The organism is Pseudomonas sp. S32 (assembly GCF_016648095.1).
Classification (GTDB): Bacteria; Pseudomonadota; Gammaproteobacteria; order Pseudomonadales; family Pseudomonadaceae; genus Aquipseudomonas; species Aquipseudomonas parafulva.
Genome location: NZ_JACVVF010000045.1, coordinates 1 through 22,148 on the forward strand (window position 1 = coordinate 1; position 22,148 = coordinate 22,148).

The window sequence follows — 22,148 nt, forward strand, 5'->3', positions numbered from 1 at the left end:
CATCGCGAGCTGCGCTCGCTCCTACGTTTGTTTCGGGCCAATTAGGCCTGCCCCATGTGTGCGCTTACCCCTTGGCGCGCGCATCCAGCCGAGCCACATCGCCCCCGGGCAAGCTGGTTTCCGGCACTGGGCTCAGCCACACATTCACGTTATCCACACTTTCCTGATTCAACTCCCCCGCCCAGCGGTTCAGCAAGAACAGGTTTGTGATGAAGTCATACTGGGTTTTAAGCAGATCACGCCGCGCCTTGAACTCGTTCTGCACGCTGGTCAATACATCCACCGCGTTCACAACGCCATAGCTGAAGGCCTTTTGCGCCGCAACGCTGGATTGCTGCGCAGAAGACAGCGCATTGCGGTTGGCGCGGATTTTCTCCACTGCAGCCTGGGCGGTGAGGTAGGCAGTGGTGGTTTCTTTCACCACCTGACGGCGCACACCCTCAAGCTGCTCTTCCGCAGCCAACTGCTCATCGTAGAGGCCGCGCACCCGGGCAGAAGTGGAACCACCGCTATAGATCGGGACTTTCACACCCAGCGTGGCCACGTAGCTGTCGCTGCGAGGCGCCTGGGTGTTGTCGTAGCCCTGGTCGCTCTGCTGGGCGCTGAGGCTCAGCGTCAGCTGCGGGTAATGCTCGCCTTTGCCTTCACGTACGGCTGCCATGGCAGCTTCGGCCCCGCTTTTGGAGGCCTTGAGTGACGGGTTGGCTTCAACCGCCTGGGTGATCCACTGTTGCAGAGGGCGCGTGGGCGCCTGCAACGCCACATCGTTACGCACGCGGCTTAGCGGCTCGGTGATCGGCCGGCCAACGACCTCGGCCAGTGCCTCACGGCTCACCTGCACCTGGTTGCGCGCCTCTACTTCCTGGGCTGCCAGGAAATCCACACGCGCCTGCATGTCCAGCTTGTCGGTGATCTTGGCCATCTGCCGGTCGAACATGCTGGTGACACGGTCCAGGTTTTTCTGGGTGGCGCGGCGTTCGGCTTGTACCAGGGCCAGCTCGTCGTCGGCTGCCAGGGCTACGAAATAGCGCTTGGCGAGGTCTACAGTCGCTTCAGCAAGCGTGTCTTCGGCTTGTTGGCCTTTTTGCTCGTTGACGCTTTTGGACTTCTGGTAACGCTCCCAGGCCGGCTTGTTGTACAGATACTGGGTAAGGCTCAGGGAGTAGGTTTCGTTGTTATAGATGTCACGATCGATCTCGTTCTTGCGAAGCACTCGACTGGTATTCGCATTAGCCGAGACCTGCGGCAGCAAGCCGCCAAGCGCCTCCCGCTGCTGGGCGGTGGCAGAACGTGCGCGAGCATACGCAGCGAGCACCCTCGGGTCTTCCAGGCGGGCCTCGCGGTACAGGCCCGCCAAATCCAGCGCATAAGTCGAGGCCGAAACTGCCTTCGGCTGCTCACCGGCCGCTCCCTTCCCTTCGGCAGCCACAGCTTGCCAGGCGACCATGCACATCAGCATTCCAGGTAGCAAACGCAGCACAATCATTCCTCGATCAGCGATTCAGCAAACATGTTGCGGGCAGGCTTCAACAGATACTGCAGCATGGTGCGGTCGCCAGCATTAATAAGGACTTCGGCAGGCATACCGGGGTGCAGCTTGCGGTTGCCGAGCTTCTTCATGCCATCCTGAGTTACCTGTACACGCACCAGATAGTAAGCATCCCCTGTGCGCTCTTCAGTCAAGCTATCGGCAGAGATACGCACCAGCTTGCCTTCGATCACCGGCGTGGTGGCCTGGTTGAACGCGGTAAAGCGAATATCTGCGGTTTTACCTAACTCCAGGCGGTCGATATCACGGGTGGCTACCTTGGCCTCCACCACAAGCTCCGACTGCGCCGGTACGATATCCAGAATCGGCGTAGCTGCACTGATAACGCCGCCAATGGTGTGCACCTTCATATCAAGCACCATCCCGCTTTCTGGTGCACGAATCACCACACGAGACAGGCGGTCACGCAAGGCAGCCTCTTTCTCCTGCAGGTCGAAGACCTGAGCCTGAACATCCGACAGTTCCTTGGCCACGTCAGAATCAAACTTCTTCTTCAATTGCACAATCTGCAGCTCGGTTTCGCCAATCTGCAGTTTGGTCTGAGTGATGCTTGACCGATGATCAGCCACTTCAGTCTTGAGCATGTCCAGCTTGCGCTCCTGCTCAAGCATGCGCTGGTTATCCACGAAGCCTTCGGCCAGCAGCTCCTTGAGCTGCTTGATTTCACCGGTATACGACTTCTCCAGCCCGCTCTTGGTACCGATGGTGTCGTTCAGGCCAGCAATTTGCTGTTTCATCTGCTGAATGCGCTCGCGGTTAACCGAGATCTCACCCTGCAGGGAATTGCGACGCGCCATGAATACCTGCTGCTCACCCGCCATCGCTTCCTGGGCACGGTCAGAGTCAGTACCTTCCATAGTGACCGGCGGGATGGAATCCAGCCCATCACGTTCGGCGCGCAGCCGCGCTTCTTTATACCGCGCCACGATCAACTGGTTACGGGTGGACTCGTATTCGGCACTCAGCTGAGACTCGTCCAGCACAATCAGTGGGTCGCCTTTCTTGACCAAGTCACCATCGCGGGCAAGCAGTTCTTTTACGATGCCGCCTTCCAGATGCTGCACGGTCTTGCGGTAGTTCTGTACGGTGACTGTACCTGAACCATGCACGGCATTGCTCAACGGCGCAAAGGCGGCCCAGCTGCCGAAAATGCCGAACGTGACAAACACGATAGTCAGGCCAATACGGCGGATGCCCCGATCAGAGGTGGGCATGTCATCGAAATTGTGGTCGAACGCGGTAATCGCTTTACTGCTCATCTAGAAATCCTTTCACGCGCCAGTGCTGGTCGAAGGGGCTGGCGCAGGCGCCGGTGCCGCAGGTGGGGCGGAATTGGGTGCAGCCGAAGGTGCTGCGGGCGGCTGCGGCCCTGCCGGCGGGGCCACGCGTTGCTGGGCCTTGGCCTGCTGGGCGGCCAGCTCGGCAATGACGCGATCACGTTCGCCATACAGCGAGATAGTGCCGCCTGCCATTACCAGAATGCGATCCAGACGCGTGAGGATGTTTGGACGGTGGGAGACGATGAACACCGTAGCGCCGGTTTCTTTCAACTTTTGCAGGGCAACGCCAAGGGCACGCTCCCCCACATCGTCGAGGTTGGAGTTGGGCTCATCGAGTACGATCAGGCGCGGGTTACCGTAGATGGCACGTGCCAGGCCGATGCGCTGACGCTGCCCACCCGAGAGGTTTACGCCGTCGCTCCCAATAACCGTGTCGTAGCCATCGGGCAGCATGAGGATCATCTCGTGCACGCCAGCCATCTGCGCCGCATTCACGACTTTGTCGGGGTCAACCTTGTCGAAGCGCGCGATGTTTTCGCTGATGCTGCCTTCGAACAGCTCGATATCCTGGGGTAGATAACCCACATACGGCCCAAGCTCCTGCTTGTCCCAACTGGCGATGTCTGCACCGTCAAGACGTACCACGCCATGCTGCGGTGGCCAGATGCCCATGAGTGCGCGAACCAGTGTGGACTTGCCAGCAGCGCTGGGGCCGACAATGCCGACTATAGACCCAGCAGGAGCTACGAAACTGATACTACGAATGACGGCTGCTTTTGCACCCGGCGGGGCAACTACCAAGTTCTCTACCTGGATGTGCCCTTCTGGCGCAGGCAGGGGCATACGCTCAGGCTCGTTTTTCAGGTCGTCCATCACTTTATTGAGGCGGTCGTACTGAACCTTGGCGGCAACGAAGCCCTTCCAGCTGCTGATCATCTGGTCGATAGGTGACAGCGCACGCCCCAGCAACAGCGAGCCCGCCATCAACAGCCCTGGGTTGATCTCGTGAGTAACCACCAGATAGGCACCAATCGCGAGCATGATGGACTGGGACCAGATACGGAACGTCTTGGACGTAGAGCTGACAACCCCACCTTTATCGCTGGCATCGGACTGCAGCAGCATGATGTTGCGCTGGCGCTTGGCCCAACGGTTCATCAGCGTGTCCAGCATGCCCATGGACTCGATAACTTCAGCATTGCGCAACGTTTTAGTAGTGACCACGTTGGACGCGACGTTTTCCTTGTTGGCGGTGGCCAGAGCGCTACCCGTCACCTTGTGGTTTACCACCGCCAGCACAGCCAATACCAACCCGCAACCTAATGTCATCCAACCGAACCACGGATGGAACAGGAACATGACAACCGTATAGATCGGGAACCACGGCGCATCGAAGAAAGCGAAGAGCCCAGGGCCCGTGAAAAACTGGCGCAATGAGGTAAGGTCGTTGAGCGACTGGGCCGTTGCGTCAGCGCCACCGCTATTAAGTGCGCGCTTGAAGCTGGCCCTGTACACATCACGGCTCAACAGCACATCCAGGCGGTTACTGATGCGCACCATGATGCGCGACCTCACCCACTCCAGCGCCCCCATGGTTATCACCAATAGGGTCATGATGAGGGTGAGCATCAGGAGGGTGGACGTACTGCTGGAGGGAACGACGCGGCCGGATACCTGAATCATGAAGAAGGTGGGCACCAGCATCAGCGCGTTGACGAAGAAGCTGAAGAAGCCTACCGAAAGGAAGCTGCTCTTGCAGGCTCTGAGGGCGGCTTGCAGATTGTTTTCGGATTGATAACTCATGGCGTCCGTACTGAGAATGGCGAAAGCGGCCGGCAGTGTAACACCCAGCCAAGAGGGCAGCGTGTCAGATTGTTCCCAGTGCCAGTTCGTTCAGCGACGAGCAGTACCTTTTTCATGAAATATTGCGAAGGCGCGGATTAGTGCTTTCAGGTTAGCCGGTTCTGACTGACCATCAGACAAACGGCACAGCGGGGCCGAACCGCAGAAAAGTGACGCCAAAAAAGCCGCACTGCTCGGATAAAATCCTGACCCTCTAGATAATCACCTGATAGGGCAGAACTTTTTTGGCAGGCACACTCTCCAACCTGAACGCGCAGATAGGGCCGAAAGCACCGCACCGATCGCGTGGCTTATAGCTAAGTTCCACACAGATATGAAATTTTTTTTAGATTTCTTGGTTGACATCCCCTCCCCCGGGCGGCATCTTCGCCACTCGCAGGGAGCCTTCAATGGCCAGTTAGTGTATGCACGGGTCTGAGCACGTTAGCTACCAGTGTCACTGCTTAAAAGGAGCTTAACAACGCCATGTCTATGCCTTCGCACACCCTTGATGGCTTGAAAATCAGCTCTCGGGTCACACTGCTCGAGCCGGGCATGTATATCTTCAGGTACGCCTCGCAGCCCCCTGCAGACAAGCCCGTTTGTATCGCCCTGCAGCAAGCGCCACTGGGTAAAGGCTCTATCGATTTCTTCCCCGCCGAGGGCGTCAGCAAGAACATGCTGACCAAGCTGGGCGACACCATTGTTGCGCGTGTAAAAGCCGGCGTTACTACCGTGCTGATCACTGAATACCACATGTTCGACGATGTGATTGACCCGGTTGACCTGCGCATTGATCGCATCGATACCTCACCGGCCATCATGCGTACGTTCGCCGTGGTTGCCACCGAACCCGCTCAAGCGCTGCCCACCGACGCCACCCCGCTGCCCGTCACCATTACTGCACACTTGCAGCAGTCGGGCGAAGTAGTGTCTAAGCACGGCTACGTGGGCGTGCCCAACAGCAACGAGTTCATTGAATGTTTTGCAATCGACCTGCCGAACAAACCGGCCGGGGTCGATCTGCTTTATACGTGCATGGTGGCCGGCTCTGGCCCCAGCCGCAATGTCTCCACCGGCACCACCGTTGGTGCCCGTGGCCAGGGCCTGCCCCTGATATGCGTAGGTTTCAGCCTGGTAGGCCCCCTGCGCAAACATTACGAATTAACCGGCCTGCTCGCATTCGGAAATGCGGAACCTCAGCGCCTGGTCACCAATCAGATGATGCACGGCCCCACCGGCAATGAGCCGCTGGTGGCGTTGCACCTCGCCGTAACCCCCGTAACGAAGATGAACGCTGCCCGCCTTAAGTCTCCGTGGGAAAACTCTGCGTCACAGCAGAATACTATTGCAGCAGGCCAAATGGCTTGAAGTAACAGGAAGACATCATGCAATACGATAGCCCTCAATCGAGCAGCGATCTGCAAGCTACCCTGAGCGCAGACAGCGCCAACCTTTCCGACACCACCCTGGCGGCCATCAACAGCCTGCTGAACCTGGACACCGTTGACACTGTCGGCATCGCCGGCATCACCGGTACCAACGTTCAACTGCCAACCTCCGGTACTGCCGACATCGTCCTGGGCGAAGTCGAAGGCGCCAAAGGTGACCAAGTGGTTGTTGACCTGGCCGGCGCAGAAGCTGCTGGCGTCAGCGCTTACGTGCTGCAGAGCGATGCCAACCTGGTTGTTGACCTGCAAGGTCAAGCAGCCGCCGCTGCCGACGTGCAGACCTTCGCTGCTGCCGTTGCACCTGAGTCGGTAGACACCTCCGCCATCCAACTGGTAGTTGCTACCGGTAACGGCGACGACGTGATCACCGTTAAAGGCGACCAGAACACCCTGATCGACGCTGGCGACGGCAACGACACCATCGTGACTGGCAACGGTAACAACACCGTTATCGCTGGCAACGGCAACAACAACGTAACCACCGGTTCGGGCGATGACACCATCATCCTGAGCGGCAGCAACCACGCTGACATCGTCAACGCTGGTGCAGGCTACGACGTTGTGCAGCTGGACGGCACTCGTGACGACTACACCCTGACCGTTGGCAACAACTTCAACGTCAACCTGACCGGCAACCAAACTGCCGCCATCAAAGACGCTGAGTTCCTGAGCTTCGTTGATGCCGATGGCAACAAAGAGTCGGTAGCCCTGGCCCACAACGACGCAGAAGCTGCTGCCCTGCGCCTGTACCAAGGCATCCTGGACCGTGACGCTGACGTGAGCGGCGCCAAGTTCTTCACTGGCTTCGTGAACAACGGTGGTTCGCTGACCGACGTTGCCAACGCCTTCCTGAACTCCTCCGAGTTCGCTGGTGTGAACAACGCTGCCGACGTTAACGACCTGTACCAAGCCCTGCTGGGCCGTGGTACCGACGGTGACACCGGTGCAAGCGTCTGGACTTCCCTGCTGGCCAACGGCGGCACCCTGGCTGACGTAGCTGCTGCCATCTCGGTTTCGGCCGAAGCTCAGGCAGTTGACGCGTCGAACGGTACCTTCGTTGAAAGCCTGTACGAAGCTGCCCTGGGCCGCGAAGCCGACGAAGCCGGCCTGCAGAACTGGGTATCCCAGCTGTTCAACGGTGCAAGCCGTGCCGAGATCGCTCAGTCGATCGTAGGTTCCGCTGAGGCTGGCTCCAAAGCCAACGCCGACTTCATCGATTCGCTGTACCAGTCCGCTCTGGACCGTACTGCTGATGATGCTGGCAAAGCGCACTGGGCTGCTCAGCTGGAAGCTGGTGCTTCGCAAGCAGACGTTGCCCTGGGCATCGTTGGTTCGCCAGAAGCTGCTGCACACATCGACAACGTCGTTGTGCTGCACGGCCAGGTGTAACTAGCCCTGTCGTAGCGAAGCGTACGCCCGGCCGCAAGGCCGGGGGTATGTGAAAGGGGGCGGCTCTCGGGTCGCCCCTCTTTTTATTATCTGTAGCCAAGCCAAGCTTATGTCCAGACAACTCGACCATGGGCGAGAGACGCTCATGGACATCTTCCACCGCCACCGTCAGGCCAACGAGCACGACGCGGCGGCAACTGCACTCGAACGTGCGTTGCAGATTCCCGAGTACCGGGCCGAAGCACTCGTATGGAAAGGCATTGCGGCCTTGCCGCAGACGCCCGAGCTGGCTTTTTTATTTTTTGCCAATGCCGCCAAGGCATTGCCCGAACGGGCCGATGTTCACGCCCTGGTGGGGCGCAGCCTTCTGGCACAAGCCCAATGTGAGATGGCCACGCGCTACCTTACAAATGCCTGGAAATTGCAACCCAACGATCTCGCGCTGCGGCTGACCCTTTGGGAGGCCCGTAGCCGATCAGAAACACCTGGTGAGTTGCGGCGCATGATTCTGGCCCACTTGCCCGACATCCATACGGGCAAAGAGCTTGAAGTGGTAATCAGGCTGCTCGCTGCGCAAAGTGATGCCCCGGGCACCATCGGCGTGGTGCGCTATCTGCCTGAGCAGAAGGAAATCCAAGGGTGGGCAGTTGATCTGCAAAACCTGCAAGCACCCGCAGCACTTGTTATCGAAGCCAATGGGGCGCGGATCAATGCAACGGCCAGCACCGCCCATCCGTTGCTGAGCGCTGCGGGGCTGCCGGCTACCCACGGTGGTTTGCGGGTGAGCGTGCCGAACCCCACTCCTGCGGTGCACCTTCAGTTTGCCAACGGCACGCCTCTGCTTGGCAGCCCGGTTTACGCAATGCCAGTGTTCGTTCCACCTGCCGGCGTAGGTGGCGGCGAAAACAACCCAGTGGACGTTCTGATTCCGGTCTACAACGGCCTTGAGGAAACCCTGGAGTGTATCAACAGCGCGCTGGACGCCCGCAAGCTGAACTGCACCCCACATCGCCTGGTAGTCATCGAAGACAAGACGCCCGTCCCTGCGCTGGCCAAGGCACTCAAGGTGCTTGCTGCCAAGGGCAAGATCACGTTGATCAACAACGCGGTAAACCTCGGTTTCATCCGTACCATGAACCGCGCCATGGCACTTAGCCCGAACAAAGACGTGGTGTGGCTCAACGCTGATACCCGCGTGCACGGCGCCTGGCTGGATCGGTTGCGTGAAGTGGCTTATAGCGACGAACGCATCGCGTCGGTAACGCCGTTCACCAATAACGGCGAGCTGATGAGCTTCCCCCGTAGCCAGATCTGCCATGAGATGCCCAGCGCCAAGGCCCAGGCCGAACTCGATGAACTCGCCCGGCAGGTGGCCAGCCCACCCATCGAAATCGAAACAGGCTGCGGCTTTTGCCTGTACATCAAGCGGGCTGCACTGGACCAGGTAGGCTACCTGGACGAAGTACACCTGGCGCGGGGCTACGGTGAAGAAACCGACTGGTGCCTGCGCGCTCGCAGCCACGGCTGGCGCCACATGGGGGCGCCTAACGTGTTTGTGGCGCACCAGGGCGGTATTTCGTTTGGTGCCGAGAAGTTGATGCGCGTGGCGGTAAACAACGCAACATTGCGCAAACGGTACCCCGACGCCTCCAGCCGCTATAAAGCCTTTTGCCTGCGCGACCCTATCAAACCTGCACGTCAGGCGCTACAACGTGCCCGCCTTGAGCACTTGGCAAGCAAACCGGCGAACGAGCAAAGGTTAAGTTGGCAGGCTGGGGTGGACACAACGCTCTACGTTCACGATGGCTCCAGTAACGATGCCGACTTCAGCCTTGCTTATCACCAGACCAGCCACCGTCGGTATGTATTGCTCACTGCCCCGCTGCACCCTCTGACGTTGAATTTGGAATTCGAACTGCCAGACGATTTCAATCGTTTGGTCGAATGCCTGCGCCAGCTACCGATGCAGGCAATCGTATTCCAGAACCTCGCCCACTGCCCGCTGAGCTTATGTGACCTGCCGGCTATGCTGGCCATTCCGTATAGCATCCAGTGCAGCGACGACCGCTTGCTCGATCAACGGGGCGGTTATGACTGGCAGCGTTTTGCGCACAAGGCTGCGAACGTTCAGTTGCCGTGGTCAGCGTTGCGGCCCAGTTACAGCAATGTGCTGCCCGATGCCAAGCTGACAACCCAGGCCACTGCATTAGCAAGAAGTGCCCCTTCACATCTGCCTCAGTCGCTTGTGATTGGTGACAGCCTGCGCGACATCTCCCTTGCCCAACGCTGGCTGGATGTTGCAAGGCATATCAAACGCACGAAATTGTCCATCCGTTTGGTTGCGCCAAGCGATGGCCCCCTGCTGAAACAATTGCAAGCCGTCGGAACCGTTGATGTGCTGCCCGACCTGGATGGCTTCACCTTGGCCGAGCGAGCCCAAGCCGCAGGATGTGATGCTGTGCTCAGCCTGGCTGAAAACCCTGGCAGCGACTGGGCGGCCCCTGGCTTGGCAGCCCAGCTGGGTATACCGCTGTTCGCCCCCTCCAATTTGCTGGCAAGCGAAATAGGGGCCGCCGCCCTTACCTCTTTGCCTTTCACCCCGAGCCTGGCCCGATGACCGAACACCTTCTGGATCAACCGCAAACGGCTCAGCCCGTCACCCTACCCGCCTTCAGCGGCGCCATTCTTGGTCTTCAGGGGGATGTACTGCACGGCTGGGCCATGGACAACACGCAGCCGGAAAACCGCCCCGTCATCGAGGTGTTTATTGATGGAGCCAGCGTTGCGCTGGCGCGCGCCGACCAATATGAGCCCAACGCACCAGTGGGCGACCAGTACCATGGCTTCGCCGTGCAATTGCGTCAGCGCTGGCTTGATGACGCACGGTTGATCACTGCATACATCGCCAACCAGTCATTCGAATTGGAAGGGCAATTGTCACTTCCGGCAGCTCCCAGTGAAGACAGCGCCTCGATTGCGTCCCAGGTCTGGCATACAGGTGGCCTGCGTGTCGGAGGTTGGTGCTGGGATCCGAAGGCACCTGATCGACACGTGGAGGTTACGGTTCGGGAAGGCGATCAGGAGGTTGGTCGGGCTGTGTGCAATGAGCACAACCAAGCTTTAGCGTACCGCGCCACCAGCGACCACGGGTTTGCCATCGACCTGCCTTGGGAGTTGGCTGATGGCAAGGTACATGTGTTGGAGATCTTCAATGATCTTGGCCAACAACTGGCAGGCAGCCCTATTCGCTTGTGCTGCTGGCCAGAGGGCGTTGAAGGGCTAATCAGCAAATTGGGTACTGCACATGATGCAGCAACGCTGGAGATGCTGAGTGCAGTCGCTAAGGAACAAAGCATCCGCCTGCCCAAGAGTGCCGGCTGGGACAGTTACCCTCAATGGTTCAATGCATTTCAGCGCCTTGACGACCAAGCTGCCCCTGCACTGCAAGGTAAACTTGGCCTGCTGCTGATCACCGAGGGCATTGTCGCATTAGAACAACGCACCCTCTCAAGCCTGGAAAACTACAGCCCTACCCAATACACCCTCGCGTATGCGCCATCGGCAGATCTAGGCCCAGCACTTGAAACACTTATCGCGTCCGGCTGTGACCGCATCTTGCCAATAAGCGCCGGGGATCACCTGGCACCATTTGCGCTTGCGCACTTGAGCGTATTGCTCGACGACGGGAGCGCTTGGGCCTATGCCGACTGTGACCGGGACGGCCCCGGCGGCGAACGGACTTCACCGTGGTTGAAACCTGTGTGGGACCTGGACCTATTCATCGGCGCTGACATTTTTTCGCCCGGTGTTATCTTCGGGCAGCGTATCGTCAGCGAAGCAATGGATTTGCTGGCTAGCCGCAACGAGCCGATGCTGGTCGGTTGGCATGACTTGGTTGCAGCCATTGCTCTGGCTACGGAGCGAAGTGGGTGGAGCGTGGCCCATCTTCCCCGTGTGCTCTATCACCGCGCCAATCACACAGCTGCCAGCCCGGAGCAGGCACAGCCGTCGCCGGAACGACTGAAGGCAATGGAATGGTTATGCGATGCGTTGGCACCCGGGTCGATGGTCAGCCGAGTGCATGATTACCCCGCATTGCTTAGAGCTCACTGGCCTCTCCCGGAGAAGTTGCCGCGCGTCAGCCTGATCGTGCCCACGCGTGATCAGTACAAATTGTTGCACGCTTGCATTGAGGGTTTGTTGACAGGGACAGACTATCCGGACTTGGAAGTCATTGTGGTCGACAACCAGTCAAGTGATCCGGATACCTTGGCGTACCTAGGCGATATCAAGGCACGGGGCGTTAAAGTCCTAGAGCACAACTATCCTTTCAACTACTCAACCATTAACAATCGGGCTGCGAGTGTGGCCACGGGCGATGTCATTGGCTTGGTGAATAATGATATTGAGGTGATTGAGAGTGGATGGCTCAAGGAAATGGTTGCCCAACTGACCCGCCCAGGTGTTGGCGCCGTTGGGGCAAAGTTGCTATGGCCGAATCATATGGTACAGCACGGTGGTGTGGTAGCGGGCATCAATGGGCTAGCAGCGCATACCGGCAACCATCTTAAAGATCACGACGCAGGTTACCTGGGGCTGAATCAACTAACGCGGCGACAGAGTGCAGTGACCGCCGCATGCTTCTTAATAAGGAAGTCTCTGTTTGACGAAGTGGGAGGCCTGGATGAATATTCGTATCCTGTAGCGTTCAATGATGTCGATTTTTGTCTGAGGCTTTTGGAAAGAGGCTTTCATATGACTTGGGTTGCTTCGTCAAGGCTCATCCACGCAGAATCGGCTAGTCGAGGTAAAGATCAGACTCCAGAAAAGCGGGCACGAGCTGAGCGAGAGCAATTAAGGTTCAGAAAGAGGTGGGCTGGAGCTGAAACCTGCGACGCCTATTATCACCCGCTGCTGAGTCATGACTATCTCTCAGGGCCTTACGGAGGTCTTGCCATGAGAAAGATCGATTCAAAGGTGAGGGTTTGTTATCCAATCTCACCACTGGCTCCAAATCCCCGCCATTAACAGGCCTGACTTAATCCAATAATGCGGACCTGCAATACAGTAACGGGGAGAGACATACATGATTCAGTATAACCAACTTTGCGCGGGCGGAATTTAAGATGCATGATGATGACATCAAGATGATTATCGAATCATTACATTACGCACAAGAAACTTCTGAACGATTGATCACATCACAACAAATCGCAGATCGAAAAATCAAATTACTTACCAGCAGACTTGATCGCCTTCTTGAATTAAATCCAAATCACATTGATTTTAATATCGAATCAATCGTTGAACACCCCATCAAGAGAAACACACAACTGACGACCATCGGCTTGAAAAATGTTGAGATGAATTCTCATTTTTTTCCAGCGGTCTACATTTCCATAGTTAGCAACAAGGCGAAAGATGCAACAGACATTTTTGTGAAGGTAGAAGATGATCTTTCTCCCTTTAGCCTTAAGCACCTAGACGAAAATTCCCTAGGATTCCAGCTATCCCTTCCTGATGGTAATTTGGATGGCGACCGAACTGAACAGCTGTCCAGCTTGGGGACTACAGACTGGAATGTCGTGAAATCAATGTTTGCGTTGCTTGATAAGCTATTTACAGAACATGACTTACTGCTAGGCATTACCGGCAGTAAAAATGCTACGCTTCTCAATTACATTAGAAATCAAGCCGCAAGATTTACAGCTTGGCCGGCTACCCTGCGTTTTGATCATGTCAGTACCGGCAAGATAAAACATTCAGAAAATTACCACAGCCTACAAATAAGAATTTCAAACTTAAGTGTAAATCTGAAATCATATGCCGACTTCGAGTTCAAGCTATCAACTGTAACGGATGAAAGCAACGACTTTTCCTTACATCCTCGCCTCGAATTCACAGATACCTGCAAGAATGTGATTGAGAACTGGTACGCTGAATCGATTGATGGTGACGAAGAACGACTTGAATTGCGCCTAGCGGCACCTAATGCGTTGGATACAAATGTATGGGGCCTTCTGTCTGACGCCGATAGGTTGTTGATCACAGGACTAATTGGAAAGCTTCCGCTCATTGTGGACCGCCTAGCTAAAGATGAGCCAAACTTATCGATGCGATGGGCGGAATGGTGTGCGCTGGCCAATGAAACACGCATAATTTTTGTGAAGAATATGATTGCTCAGCGCAGCAGCCAAACCACTCGTAAACAAATTCTGCCTGCTTAATTTTCGTAACAGGGAGTTACTATGTGTCGGAAGTTCTTGAAACTTATCAGGTCTTGGATCAGCAAGAACAGACACGATAAAATCAATGGTGATTTTACAGGTGATGTCGCATACCTGCAGACTATTAATTCTCTTTGGAAAAGTAAAGACTGGCCTGAACTGACAAAAATCACTGATGGCGACATCTCCAGTAGAAGTAATCGAGCAGAGATTGCATTCATTATCGCGATAGCCCATGCAGAACTGGATTCGCAAGATGGCTATGAGGCATTTGGCGACTTCGCCTGTAAATGGGGCTTGACAGCCGAATCAATGAAAAAATTGATCGGCGAATACTATAAGAAAAATTATAACTCTAAATTCAAAGCCAAGGTATTAGACGACATTCAAATTGGGGTCGGCTGGGCCACTAACACAATCAATACTGCTATCTATCGACATCACGGCATTCTGACCATAGGAACTTATCAATACACGGCCTTTTACGAGAGTGAGAGTGTGTTGATTCTGGTTCGGCTATCAACCAATGGTGTTGAATCCTATGAGCTCAAAGGGCAATATAGACTTCATGACGCTCACAACAGTATAAGCTTAGGGCACGACCGAGATCATTGCTTACACATAACATATGACCATCATGGTACAAAGCTCAGGTATCGCCGGTCTTTAAAGCCCTATGCAATTGATGTTTGGAGTGAAGAGCAGGCGATGACTGGGCATTATGAAGATCGAGTTACTTATCCGACATTCATAAATCCGAGACTAGATTACCCGCTTACGCTTTTGTACAGGGACGGTGAATCAGATAAAGGTTGTGCACGCCTCAAAACGTTTGATGAAAAACTGGGCGTTTGGGCTGACCATCCAGTGGCGGTACTGTCTGGTGAAAGTAACTCTCCTTGGACGTGCAACGCCTATTGGAACCATCCAGTGGTTGATGAACGTGGTGTTTTGCATTTGTCATTTGTCTGGAGAACGCACTCAATCGGACCTGAGCAAATCGTTAACAATTTGAATATATGTTATGCAAAGTCTGCTGATAATGGCCTTACCTGGCACACTAGTGGGGGAGTGGTCTATCGCCTCCCTATCACACCTGTGAACAGCGAGGTTATATTCGCTGTGCCCCCGGGGAGCAACCTGATCAATCAATGCAGTATGGCTTTGGATAGTAAAGGATTTGCGCATATAGCTTTCTACGCCAATGACAACGCTGGAATACCACAGTATTTCCATCTGTGGCTGACCGACGCTGGTTGGAATATAAGACAGGTGTCAAAAAGAGAGATTCCATTTCAGCTCAAGGGAATAGGAACTTTACCGATACCCATTAGTCGCCCCGAGATCATCCTCGATAAGGATGATAATGTTCACATTCTATTTCGGGGAGACATATCAAAAAATCGGCTTAGCTCTTACTCAGCTTCCGCGCCAAACTATTTAGCTCATCTGGATGGCTTCGAGATACTTTGGCCGGCGGATCTAGGTTATGCCGAGCCCATTATCGATCGAACCAGATGGAACAAAGATAACATTTTGACATTGTTCGTCCAAACAACCAAACAACCTAATGGCGATATTCGTGCAAATGCCACAGTAAGTCCGATAAATATCATTAACGTCAAATTTACTCAACATACTGGTTGATGGATCAAATGAATAAGTCACTAAATTTAACCCTGCTACAACAGGCAAATCTAGAGTTTCGTACTGGTGATTACGGGCGTGCTATTCAGCTATATACAGAAGCCATTAGCCAAAATTCCGAACTCAAGGAAATCGTGTCGGCCAATATAAGACTAGCAGAGACATTCCTTGCCAAATCTGGCACCGCAGTACATGATAAACCTGATCAATCGATCTCTAGTTTAGACGCTGATGATTCAGCCACGCTTTCAATCAACCGGCCGAGCTCGCTGGAGATGACAGGCAAGCGGAGCATTTCAGAATTAACTTTAGAAGAGCACCTCACCCTCCGACCCTGGGCCCCATGTCAGCGACTTTTGTCACACTATGACCACGACGGGGAACAGGTATTCTTAAAGAAAATATCAGCAGTCCCTATAGAAACAAAGAAAAAATCAAGAAAATTTTTCGCCAGCATAATAATGCCTACCTACAATAGGGCGGCAACGCTGAAGGCGGCCATTGATTCTGTCATTGCTCAGACACACAAAATTTGGGAACTCATCATTATTGATGATGGCAGTACAGATGATACTCACAAGGTGCTAAAGCCTTATAAGAAAGATAAACGCATCCAAGTTATTCAAGGGCAACACAAAGGTGTCAGCGCAGCGCGAAATCAAGGACTGGAAATTGCTGGTGGCGACTATATCTACTACCTAGACTCCGACAACACGTGGGCCCCCAACTTCCTAGAGATCATGAATCTGTCATTTTTGATCACTGGGAGGGGGACCGGATATGCTTCACTCCTATTGCATGATGAGCATATGAATGTGATTGGATATCGCGGTGAACCTTTTGACAGAAATGAGTGCCTTCATGCCAACTATGTAGATATTAACATTTTTGCCCACAAAAGAGATTTGCTATTAAAAGAAGGACCTTACGACACTGCGCTGAGGAGAATGGTCGACTGGGATCTGATTCTTCGTTATACAAACGAAGCACCGCCTTTTTTTGCGCCATTTATTGGCTGTAATTATCTTGAAAGTAGGAACGATGCGAATCGCATCACTTTGTCGGAGCCACTGGCATTCCAGAAAGTCGTTCGACTAAAGAACACTATCGATAGTGAAGATCGAATCGACATATCGAAAGCAATCGCTCTCAATATCTCAATCAAGATACCAGCCCCGGAAGCGGAAAAGCAGCAATGGGGAGATTACCATTATGCTGACTCTTTGAGAATTGCCCTGGAAGAGAAAGGCCATAAGGTCAGCCTTGATTTTCATGGCAAATGGTACGCTCGCCCTACCAGTGCAGAGGACGTGGTTATTGTCCTCCGTGGGCTCACGAGTTACACCCCTCGAAAAGGGGCTATAAATATAATGTGGAACATTAGTCACCCCGACCAAGTGACTCTGGACGAGTACAATAGCTTTGATCTAGTTTATGTTGCGTCCTCATCACATGCTGAATTCCTGAAGCTGCAAATTCAGAAAAAGGTTGTACCACTTCTCCAGTGCAGTGATCCGAAGCGGTTCCGATATGTAAGGCCTGCAAAACCAAGATCTGACGCGATGCTATTCGTTGGTAACTCGCGTAATGAGTATCGACCTATCGTGCGGAAGGCAATCGAGTCAGGACATGACATCGCCATTTACGGTACACGTTGGTCGAGCTTTGTTGATTCTAACTATATAAAATCTGAAAACATATCCAACACCGAACTCTGCAGCACGTATGCAAGTCACCATATTGTGTTGAATGATCATTGGGAATCCATGCGCGAATATGGATTCGTTTCAAACAGGGTCTATGATGTGCTGGCCTCAGGCAGCACACTAGTCACAGATCCCATACCTTCGATCACATCGATGTTCGGCAGCACAATCGTTCAACTTGAAGAACGAAAAGGTTTTGATAGTGCTAGCTCTTGCATTGAAGCGATCGATGATGCGGGAGAAAACCAGAGACGGACTGTCGCTGACTTCGTTAACAAACACCACTCATTTGATAATCGAGCGAATGTAATATGCGATGACATCTTAGACCGCCTCGGACTCCCTGCTATTTGGAGTACTGATTATAGAGCAGATTCTGGAGATATAAGATTTAATAATAACACAGACCGTCTACATCTAGTTATTTTGAGAGATAACCTAGAGCCTCTCAGTCAACGTGAATACGTTAGACTTATATCACCATTGACGAACGAGTTTGCGCATCAGGACTTTAGGATATCTCTGGTAAGTGATGTTACTGACCCATTGATAGCGGAATGTTATGCCGTGATAGTCGGTGGTACGTCCGTCAAACGAAAATCGACGGCAAGTGCACTTATTGACAAGAAATCCGATGCCGGATTTAAAATATATATTGACTTCCACCAGGACCATTTCCTTCAAACATGCAAACAAAGTACGCATGACCAGAAACACGCCCTTAAGCTCCTTATGGCCCATGCTGACCATGTGTGGTTTGCAACCAGTCGCTTGGAACTTGCGTACTGTGATTTGTGTAACAGCTCTAGCATAGTTCAAGATTCACTGGATGTAAGATTTTGGCGAAATTATCGCGCACCTCAGCCTTCACCATCTCTAGCCCCTCGCTTCCGGATGTTAATTCTTGCAGATGATAAAAATCTCGAAGATTTGAATTTGGTAGTCGGAGCGCTCGACCAGGTCGCAGCGAAACGCGGAATCAATTTCCAGCTCGTGATTTTAGGTTCTGCTAAGACTGTCCCCGAACGTGCCTGGATCAAGCATATCGAGCGGAATACCAAGCGCTCAGCGTACCCTCACTATGCAGAGTGGTTGATGCGGGCGGAGAAGTTTGATATCGGACTAATTCCACGATCTTTGCCTGGGCATGACGTGGGTGAACACGATCAAGATTTTCTTCACATGACAGCACTGGGACTTCCAGTAATTTGTAGCCGAAGCTGGGTATATGAGCCATTGATAAAAAAAGGCTTGGTCATTGGAAGCGCTGGTGGGACTGAAAAATGGGCTTCAGCTTTGATGATGGTCATGGACAATCGTGAATTGATGGTGGAAATGGCCCATAAAGCGTGGGGCTATCTCTGGTCTAAGCGCTCCTCCAACCTAACGGCTCAAAGTATTACTGTTGATCTGAAGCGGGAGTTTGCTCCAAGGTTGCAACCGTTTAAGAAGATCAGCCCGGGGAAACCTAAAGTAGCAGTGTGCCTTCATCTCTACTACACAGAGCAGTGGACTAAGATTTCGCAGCGTATTAAGCTCATTTCGGAACCATTCGATCTTTTTGTAACTTGTGTGCCTGAACATTTGAACTTGGTGGCTGGCGATGTTCATAAGCTCTTCCCTCAAGCCACTATTGTTGCGGCTGAAAATGGGGGCATGGATGTATTGCCATTTTTGGCTATCAACCATGACTATGCTTTGTGGTCCTACAGCGCTGTATTGAAACTGCACACTAAAAATACTAAAACAGATGATGATGCAATCTTCGGCAACCTCTGCTATGAATCATTGCTACCAAGCCCGGAAGTAATCAAAAATGTTGTGAGTTCTCTGGAGCACGATCCAGAGGTAGGTATGATTGGACCAGAAGCGCTTTACCGCTCCGCAAAGAGCTTGATGTACGTAAATGCGGGCAAGGTTCAAGATGTTTTGACAACTCTGAAAATTAAACCAAGTTCCGATGACTGGGGCTTCTTTGCAGGCACAATGTTCTGGATCCGAGGCGGATTACTACGTTCTCTCGCCCAAAACTTCTCCTTGCTTAAAGAACAAGCAGTGCTTGATGCTGCCGTTGTTAAATCCGGTGGCGATGGCACGTGGGCACACGCTATGGAGCGCATCTTTGGCCTGTTGGCACCCTCAAAATCAATGGGAAACCAAGCGCTATTTATTTCAGACGTAACGACCCGCGGCTGGCGCCTACGAGCCATCGATGACGGCGAGTTTCAGAAAAGTTTGTCATACAGAGTTTCCTCCAAATGGCATCTCGGTAGATTTGCGAATCTTGCAAGATGGATGAAACTTTGCAAAGAAAGCGGCTACTTTGACCTAGCATATTACGTGGAAAACTCCGGCGGCATGATTCCAGTCGGTTTAGATCCGGCTGTACATTACATTCTTTATGGAGATGACCTAGCGCTTGATCCGAGTGCAGATTTCTCAACTCGCTTTTACAAGGCACGGCACCCAGATGTCGTTAAAGCTCGAGTGCCTTTCCTCGTTCATTATTTGGTTTGTGGGATTAAGGAAGGTCGTACTATTTGCCGTCCTGATCAATACTGAAATTCGGAGTAACGTATGAAGATTGCTGTTGCTGGTATCGGGTATGTAGGGTTATCAAACGCAGTGCTGCTGTCAAGACAGCATCACGTCATGGCATATGATATAAATGCCCAATCTGTTGCTGCCTTGAATAATAAGGAAGCGACGGTGGCTGACGACTTAATTGAAGAGTACCTGAAAACTCAGGATTTAGATCTATCAGCAACAACCTCTTTAGACGACGCTGTAAGCAACGCTGATTATTTAATCATTGCAACACCTACTGATTACGACCCTGTAACCAACTTCTTCGACACATCATCTGTCGAAAATTTAATATCGCAAGCGATCGAGATTAATGGCACAATCAAAATTGTCATCAAGTCTACAATCCCCGTTGGTTTTACTGTAAGGATGCAAAAGCATCATGGGTACGAAGATATAACTTTCTCACCTGAGTTCCTGCGTGAGGGCCGTGCATTGTACGACAACTTGCACCCATCCCGAATCATTGCTGGGGGCCCCGCAGAAACTTGCGCCAACTTTGTTAAAATCCTCTCAGAAGCAGCGCTTGTTGATAATGTAGCTACAGTTATCACCTCACCTTCAGAAGCAGAAGCCATAAAGCTTTTTTCGAACACCTATCTCGCAATGCGTGTCGCGTATTTTAATGAGCTGGATTCATATGCTCAAGTCCATAATCTTGACTCGAAAAGTATCATCGAGGGAGTCGGGCTTGATCCGCGAATAGGCTCTCATTACCGCAACCCATCTTTTGGTTATGGCGGTTATTGTCTACCCAAAGATACCAAGCAACTGTTAGCCAATTATGCTGACGTGCCCAACAATCTGATCAGGGCCATTGTCGACTCGAACACAACGCGCAAAGACTTTATTGCAAGCGAGGTGATAAAGCTGAATCCGAAAAGGGTTGGTATATATCGTCTTATTATGAAATCTGGCTCTGACAACTTTAGAAAGTCGTCAATCCAAGGCATAATGAAACGTATCAAGGCTAGGGGCATTGAAGTAATCGTATATGAACCTGAAATTGAAGATGAAACCTTCTTCAACTCAGTCGTATGTCGCGACCTGCAGACCTTTAAGTCTTCAACTGATTTAATCATTGCCAACAGACTGTCGCCTGACCTAAATGATGTATTAGAAAAAGTTTATAGCAGAGATCTGTTCGGAAACGACTGAAGGCGTGGAAAATAATATATGATTACAATTCGCACTAGCCTCCTTATCCGTAGCAGCGAAGATTTGAGGTTCTCGATCGACTCTCCAAAAACTATGCATTTGCATTCGCAAGCGGGTGTATATATTAAAGTGCGAGGGTGGGTTCTAGGAAAAGCCGGCACTGTTCCGAATATTGTTCTCGACAATGCTGAGAAAACTGTAGTAAATCCCTGCGTACCTCGTCCTGACGTGGCAACGGTACATAGCAGCAAAAATGTGAACTGCGGATTTGAGTTCTACATTGAACTAGGGAAAAACCTAAGAATAGGTGCGATTGTAGATGACTCGCACCTATGGTTTGCTGAAATCTCATTTGATAGCTTCGGTGTATTGAAGGGAAGTGATGACTATTTATTCTTAGACAACGACACAAACAAGAGCTTATCCCAATATAAAGGCGAGTTACTCATTGATTCTGACAATCTCGCCGGCTGGCAACGTTACTTTGGTAACATTGAATCTGAAGAAGGTTTGCTTTACGGGAAAGCTATATTCTTAATTGCACCGGGTAAAGAGTATATTTTTCCCGATAAATATCCTGTTGCCCGTCAAGGACTATCCACGCTTGACCAGTTCTTGTGTGTCTTCAATAAGCATTACATCATTAACCCTATTAAAGAGCTATCCGCAGAGAGAAACTACACCTATTCTAAAGTAGATACTCACTGGACACATTTTGGCGCAAAAGTCGCAGCGGAAACGCTTTGCAAGAGTCTCGGCGTTAACTTCTCCGAGCCGGCCTCTACATATTTATTCTCAAAAATATCAGGTGACTTGGGTGGCAAATTGGTGCCCGCGCAAGTAGAGCGCATTCCAGAGATAGATATGCCGCACGTGGAATCTTGCCGAATTTTTGATAATAGAATCGGCAACAGGGGGCGCATCCATGTCTATCATAATCCTACCGCCGCGTCACCGAAGACATGCGTTATCTTTGGTGACTCGTTTTCAACTACGCTCGCCCCACAGCTTGTTGAAACCTTCCAGCGATTAGTGCATGTTTTCTCAGGCGCCGACATAGATTGGCGCATCGTGAGACATGAAAAACCCGACTTTGTCGTTGCTGAAATCACTACCCGCTTTCTGATCAAAGCGCCTTATACTAATTTTGCCATCGAGTCAGAGTTATCACGCAAATATTCTGCAATGACTAAAGTCAAGCGTGAATCGGAGCTCACCAAGCTTCTTGCTTATACCGACTCATCCGTGGAGCTTTACAAGCAAATTTGCTTAACCGCATTGTATGCAAACTCAAAACAAACTTCGCAGTAGAG

The 22,148-nt window shown here is 52.3% G+C and carries 12 protein-coding genes; 9 read left to right on the plus strand and 3 right to left on the minus strand.

Going from position 1 to position 22,148, the window contains the following annotated elements; genetic code table 11:
- Nucleotides 1–64: 64 nt before the first annotated feature.
- The 3 genes from IAE38_RS19470 to IAE38_RS19480 are packed head-to-tail and all read right to left on the minus strand — an operon-like array spanning nt 65 to nt 4,632.
- Complete coding sequence (locus IAE38_RS19470) at nt 65–1,486, minus strand: TolC family outer membrane protein (RefSeq protein ID WP_201218777.1); 1,422 nt, start codon at nt 1,484–1,486, stop codon at nt 65–67.
- The gene (locus IAE38_RS19475; RefSeq protein ID WP_201218779.1) at nt 1,483–2,808 is read right to left on the minus strand and encodes an HlyD family type I secretion periplasmic adaptor subunit; all 1,326 of its coding nucleotides are present in this window, start codon (nt 2,806–2,808) and stop codon (nt 1,483–1,485) included. The genes IAE38_RS19470 and IAE38_RS19475 overlap by 4 nt, the downstream gene beginning before the upstream one ends.
- Before the next feature lie 12 nt (nt 2,809–2,820).
- Entirely contained in the window at nt 2,821–4,632 is a 1,812-nt protein-coding gene (locus IAE38_RS19480; RefSeq protein ID WP_201218781.1) for a type I secretion system permease/ATPase, read from the minus strand.
- A gap of 531 nt (nt 4,633–5,163) precedes the next feature.
- On the opposite strand from IAE38_RS19480, the gene IAE38_RS19485 reads away from it, so the two are divergent.
- From IAE38_RS19485 to IAE38_RS19525, 9 genes are all read left to right on the plus strand, one after another.
- Nucleotides 5,164–6,042, plus strand: coding sequence for a hypothetical protein (locus IAE38_RS19485; protein WP_201218815.1), 879 nt, complete (start codon nt 5,164–5,166; stop codon nt 6,040–6,042).
- A gap of 17 nt (nt 6,043–6,059) precedes the next feature.
- Complete coding sequence (locus IAE38_RS19490) at nt 6,060–7,511, plus strand: DUF4214 domain-containing protein (protein WP_201218783.1); 1,452 nt, start codon at nt 6,060–6,062, stop codon at nt 7,509–7,511.
- A gap of 145 nt (nt 7,512–7,656) precedes the next feature.
- Nucleotides 7,657–10,128 carry a glycosyltransferase family 2 protein gene (locus IAE38_RS19495; protein ID WP_201218817.1) on the plus strand — a complete coding sequence of 824 codons (2,472 nt, stop codon included), beginning with the start codon at nt 7,657–7,659 and terminating at the stop codon, nt 10,126–10,128.
- Nucleotides 10,125–12,539: a glycosyltransferase family 2 protein gene (locus tag IAE38_RS19500; protein ID WP_201218785.1), complete on the plus strand. Its 2,415-nt coding sequence runs from the start codon at nt 10,125–10,127 to the stop codon at nt 12,537–12,539. The genes IAE38_RS19495 and IAE38_RS19500 overlap by 4 nt, the downstream gene beginning before the upstream one ends.
- Nucleotides 12,540–12,637: 98 nt before the next feature.
- The gene (locus IAE38_RS19505; protein WP_201218788.1) at nt 12,638–13,738 is read left to right on the plus strand and encodes a hypothetical protein; all 1,101 of its coding nucleotides are present in this window, start codon (nt 12,638–12,640) and stop codon (nt 13,736–13,738) included.
- Between the two features lie 36 nt (nt 13,739–13,774).
- Entirely contained in the window at nt 13,775–15,385 is a 1,611-nt protein-coding gene (locus tag IAE38_RS19510) for a BNR repeat-containing protein (RefSeq protein WP_201218790.1), read from the plus strand.
- 8 nt (nt 15,386–15,393) lie between these two features.
- A complete protein-coding gene (locus IAE38_RS19515; protein WP_201218792.1) occupies nt 15,394–19,653 on the plus strand; it encodes a glycosyltransferase in 4,260 nt (1,419 codons plus the stop codon).
- A 15-nt stretch (nt 19,654–19,668) separates the two neighbouring features.
- Nucleotides 19,669–20,835 carry a nucleotide sugar dehydrogenase gene (locus IAE38_RS19520; RefSeq protein ID WP_201218799.1) on the plus strand — a complete coding sequence of 389 codons (1,167 nt, stop codon included), beginning with the start codon at nt 19,669–19,671 and terminating at the stop codon, nt 20,833–20,835.
- Nucleotides 20,836–20,853: 18 nt separating this feature from the next.
- A complete protein-coding gene (locus IAE38_RS19525) occupies nt 20,854–22,146 on the plus strand; it encodes a hypothetical protein (protein ID WP_201218800.1) in 1,293 nt (430 codons plus the stop codon).
- The last annotated feature ends 2 nt before the right edge of the window (nt 22,147–22,148 follow it).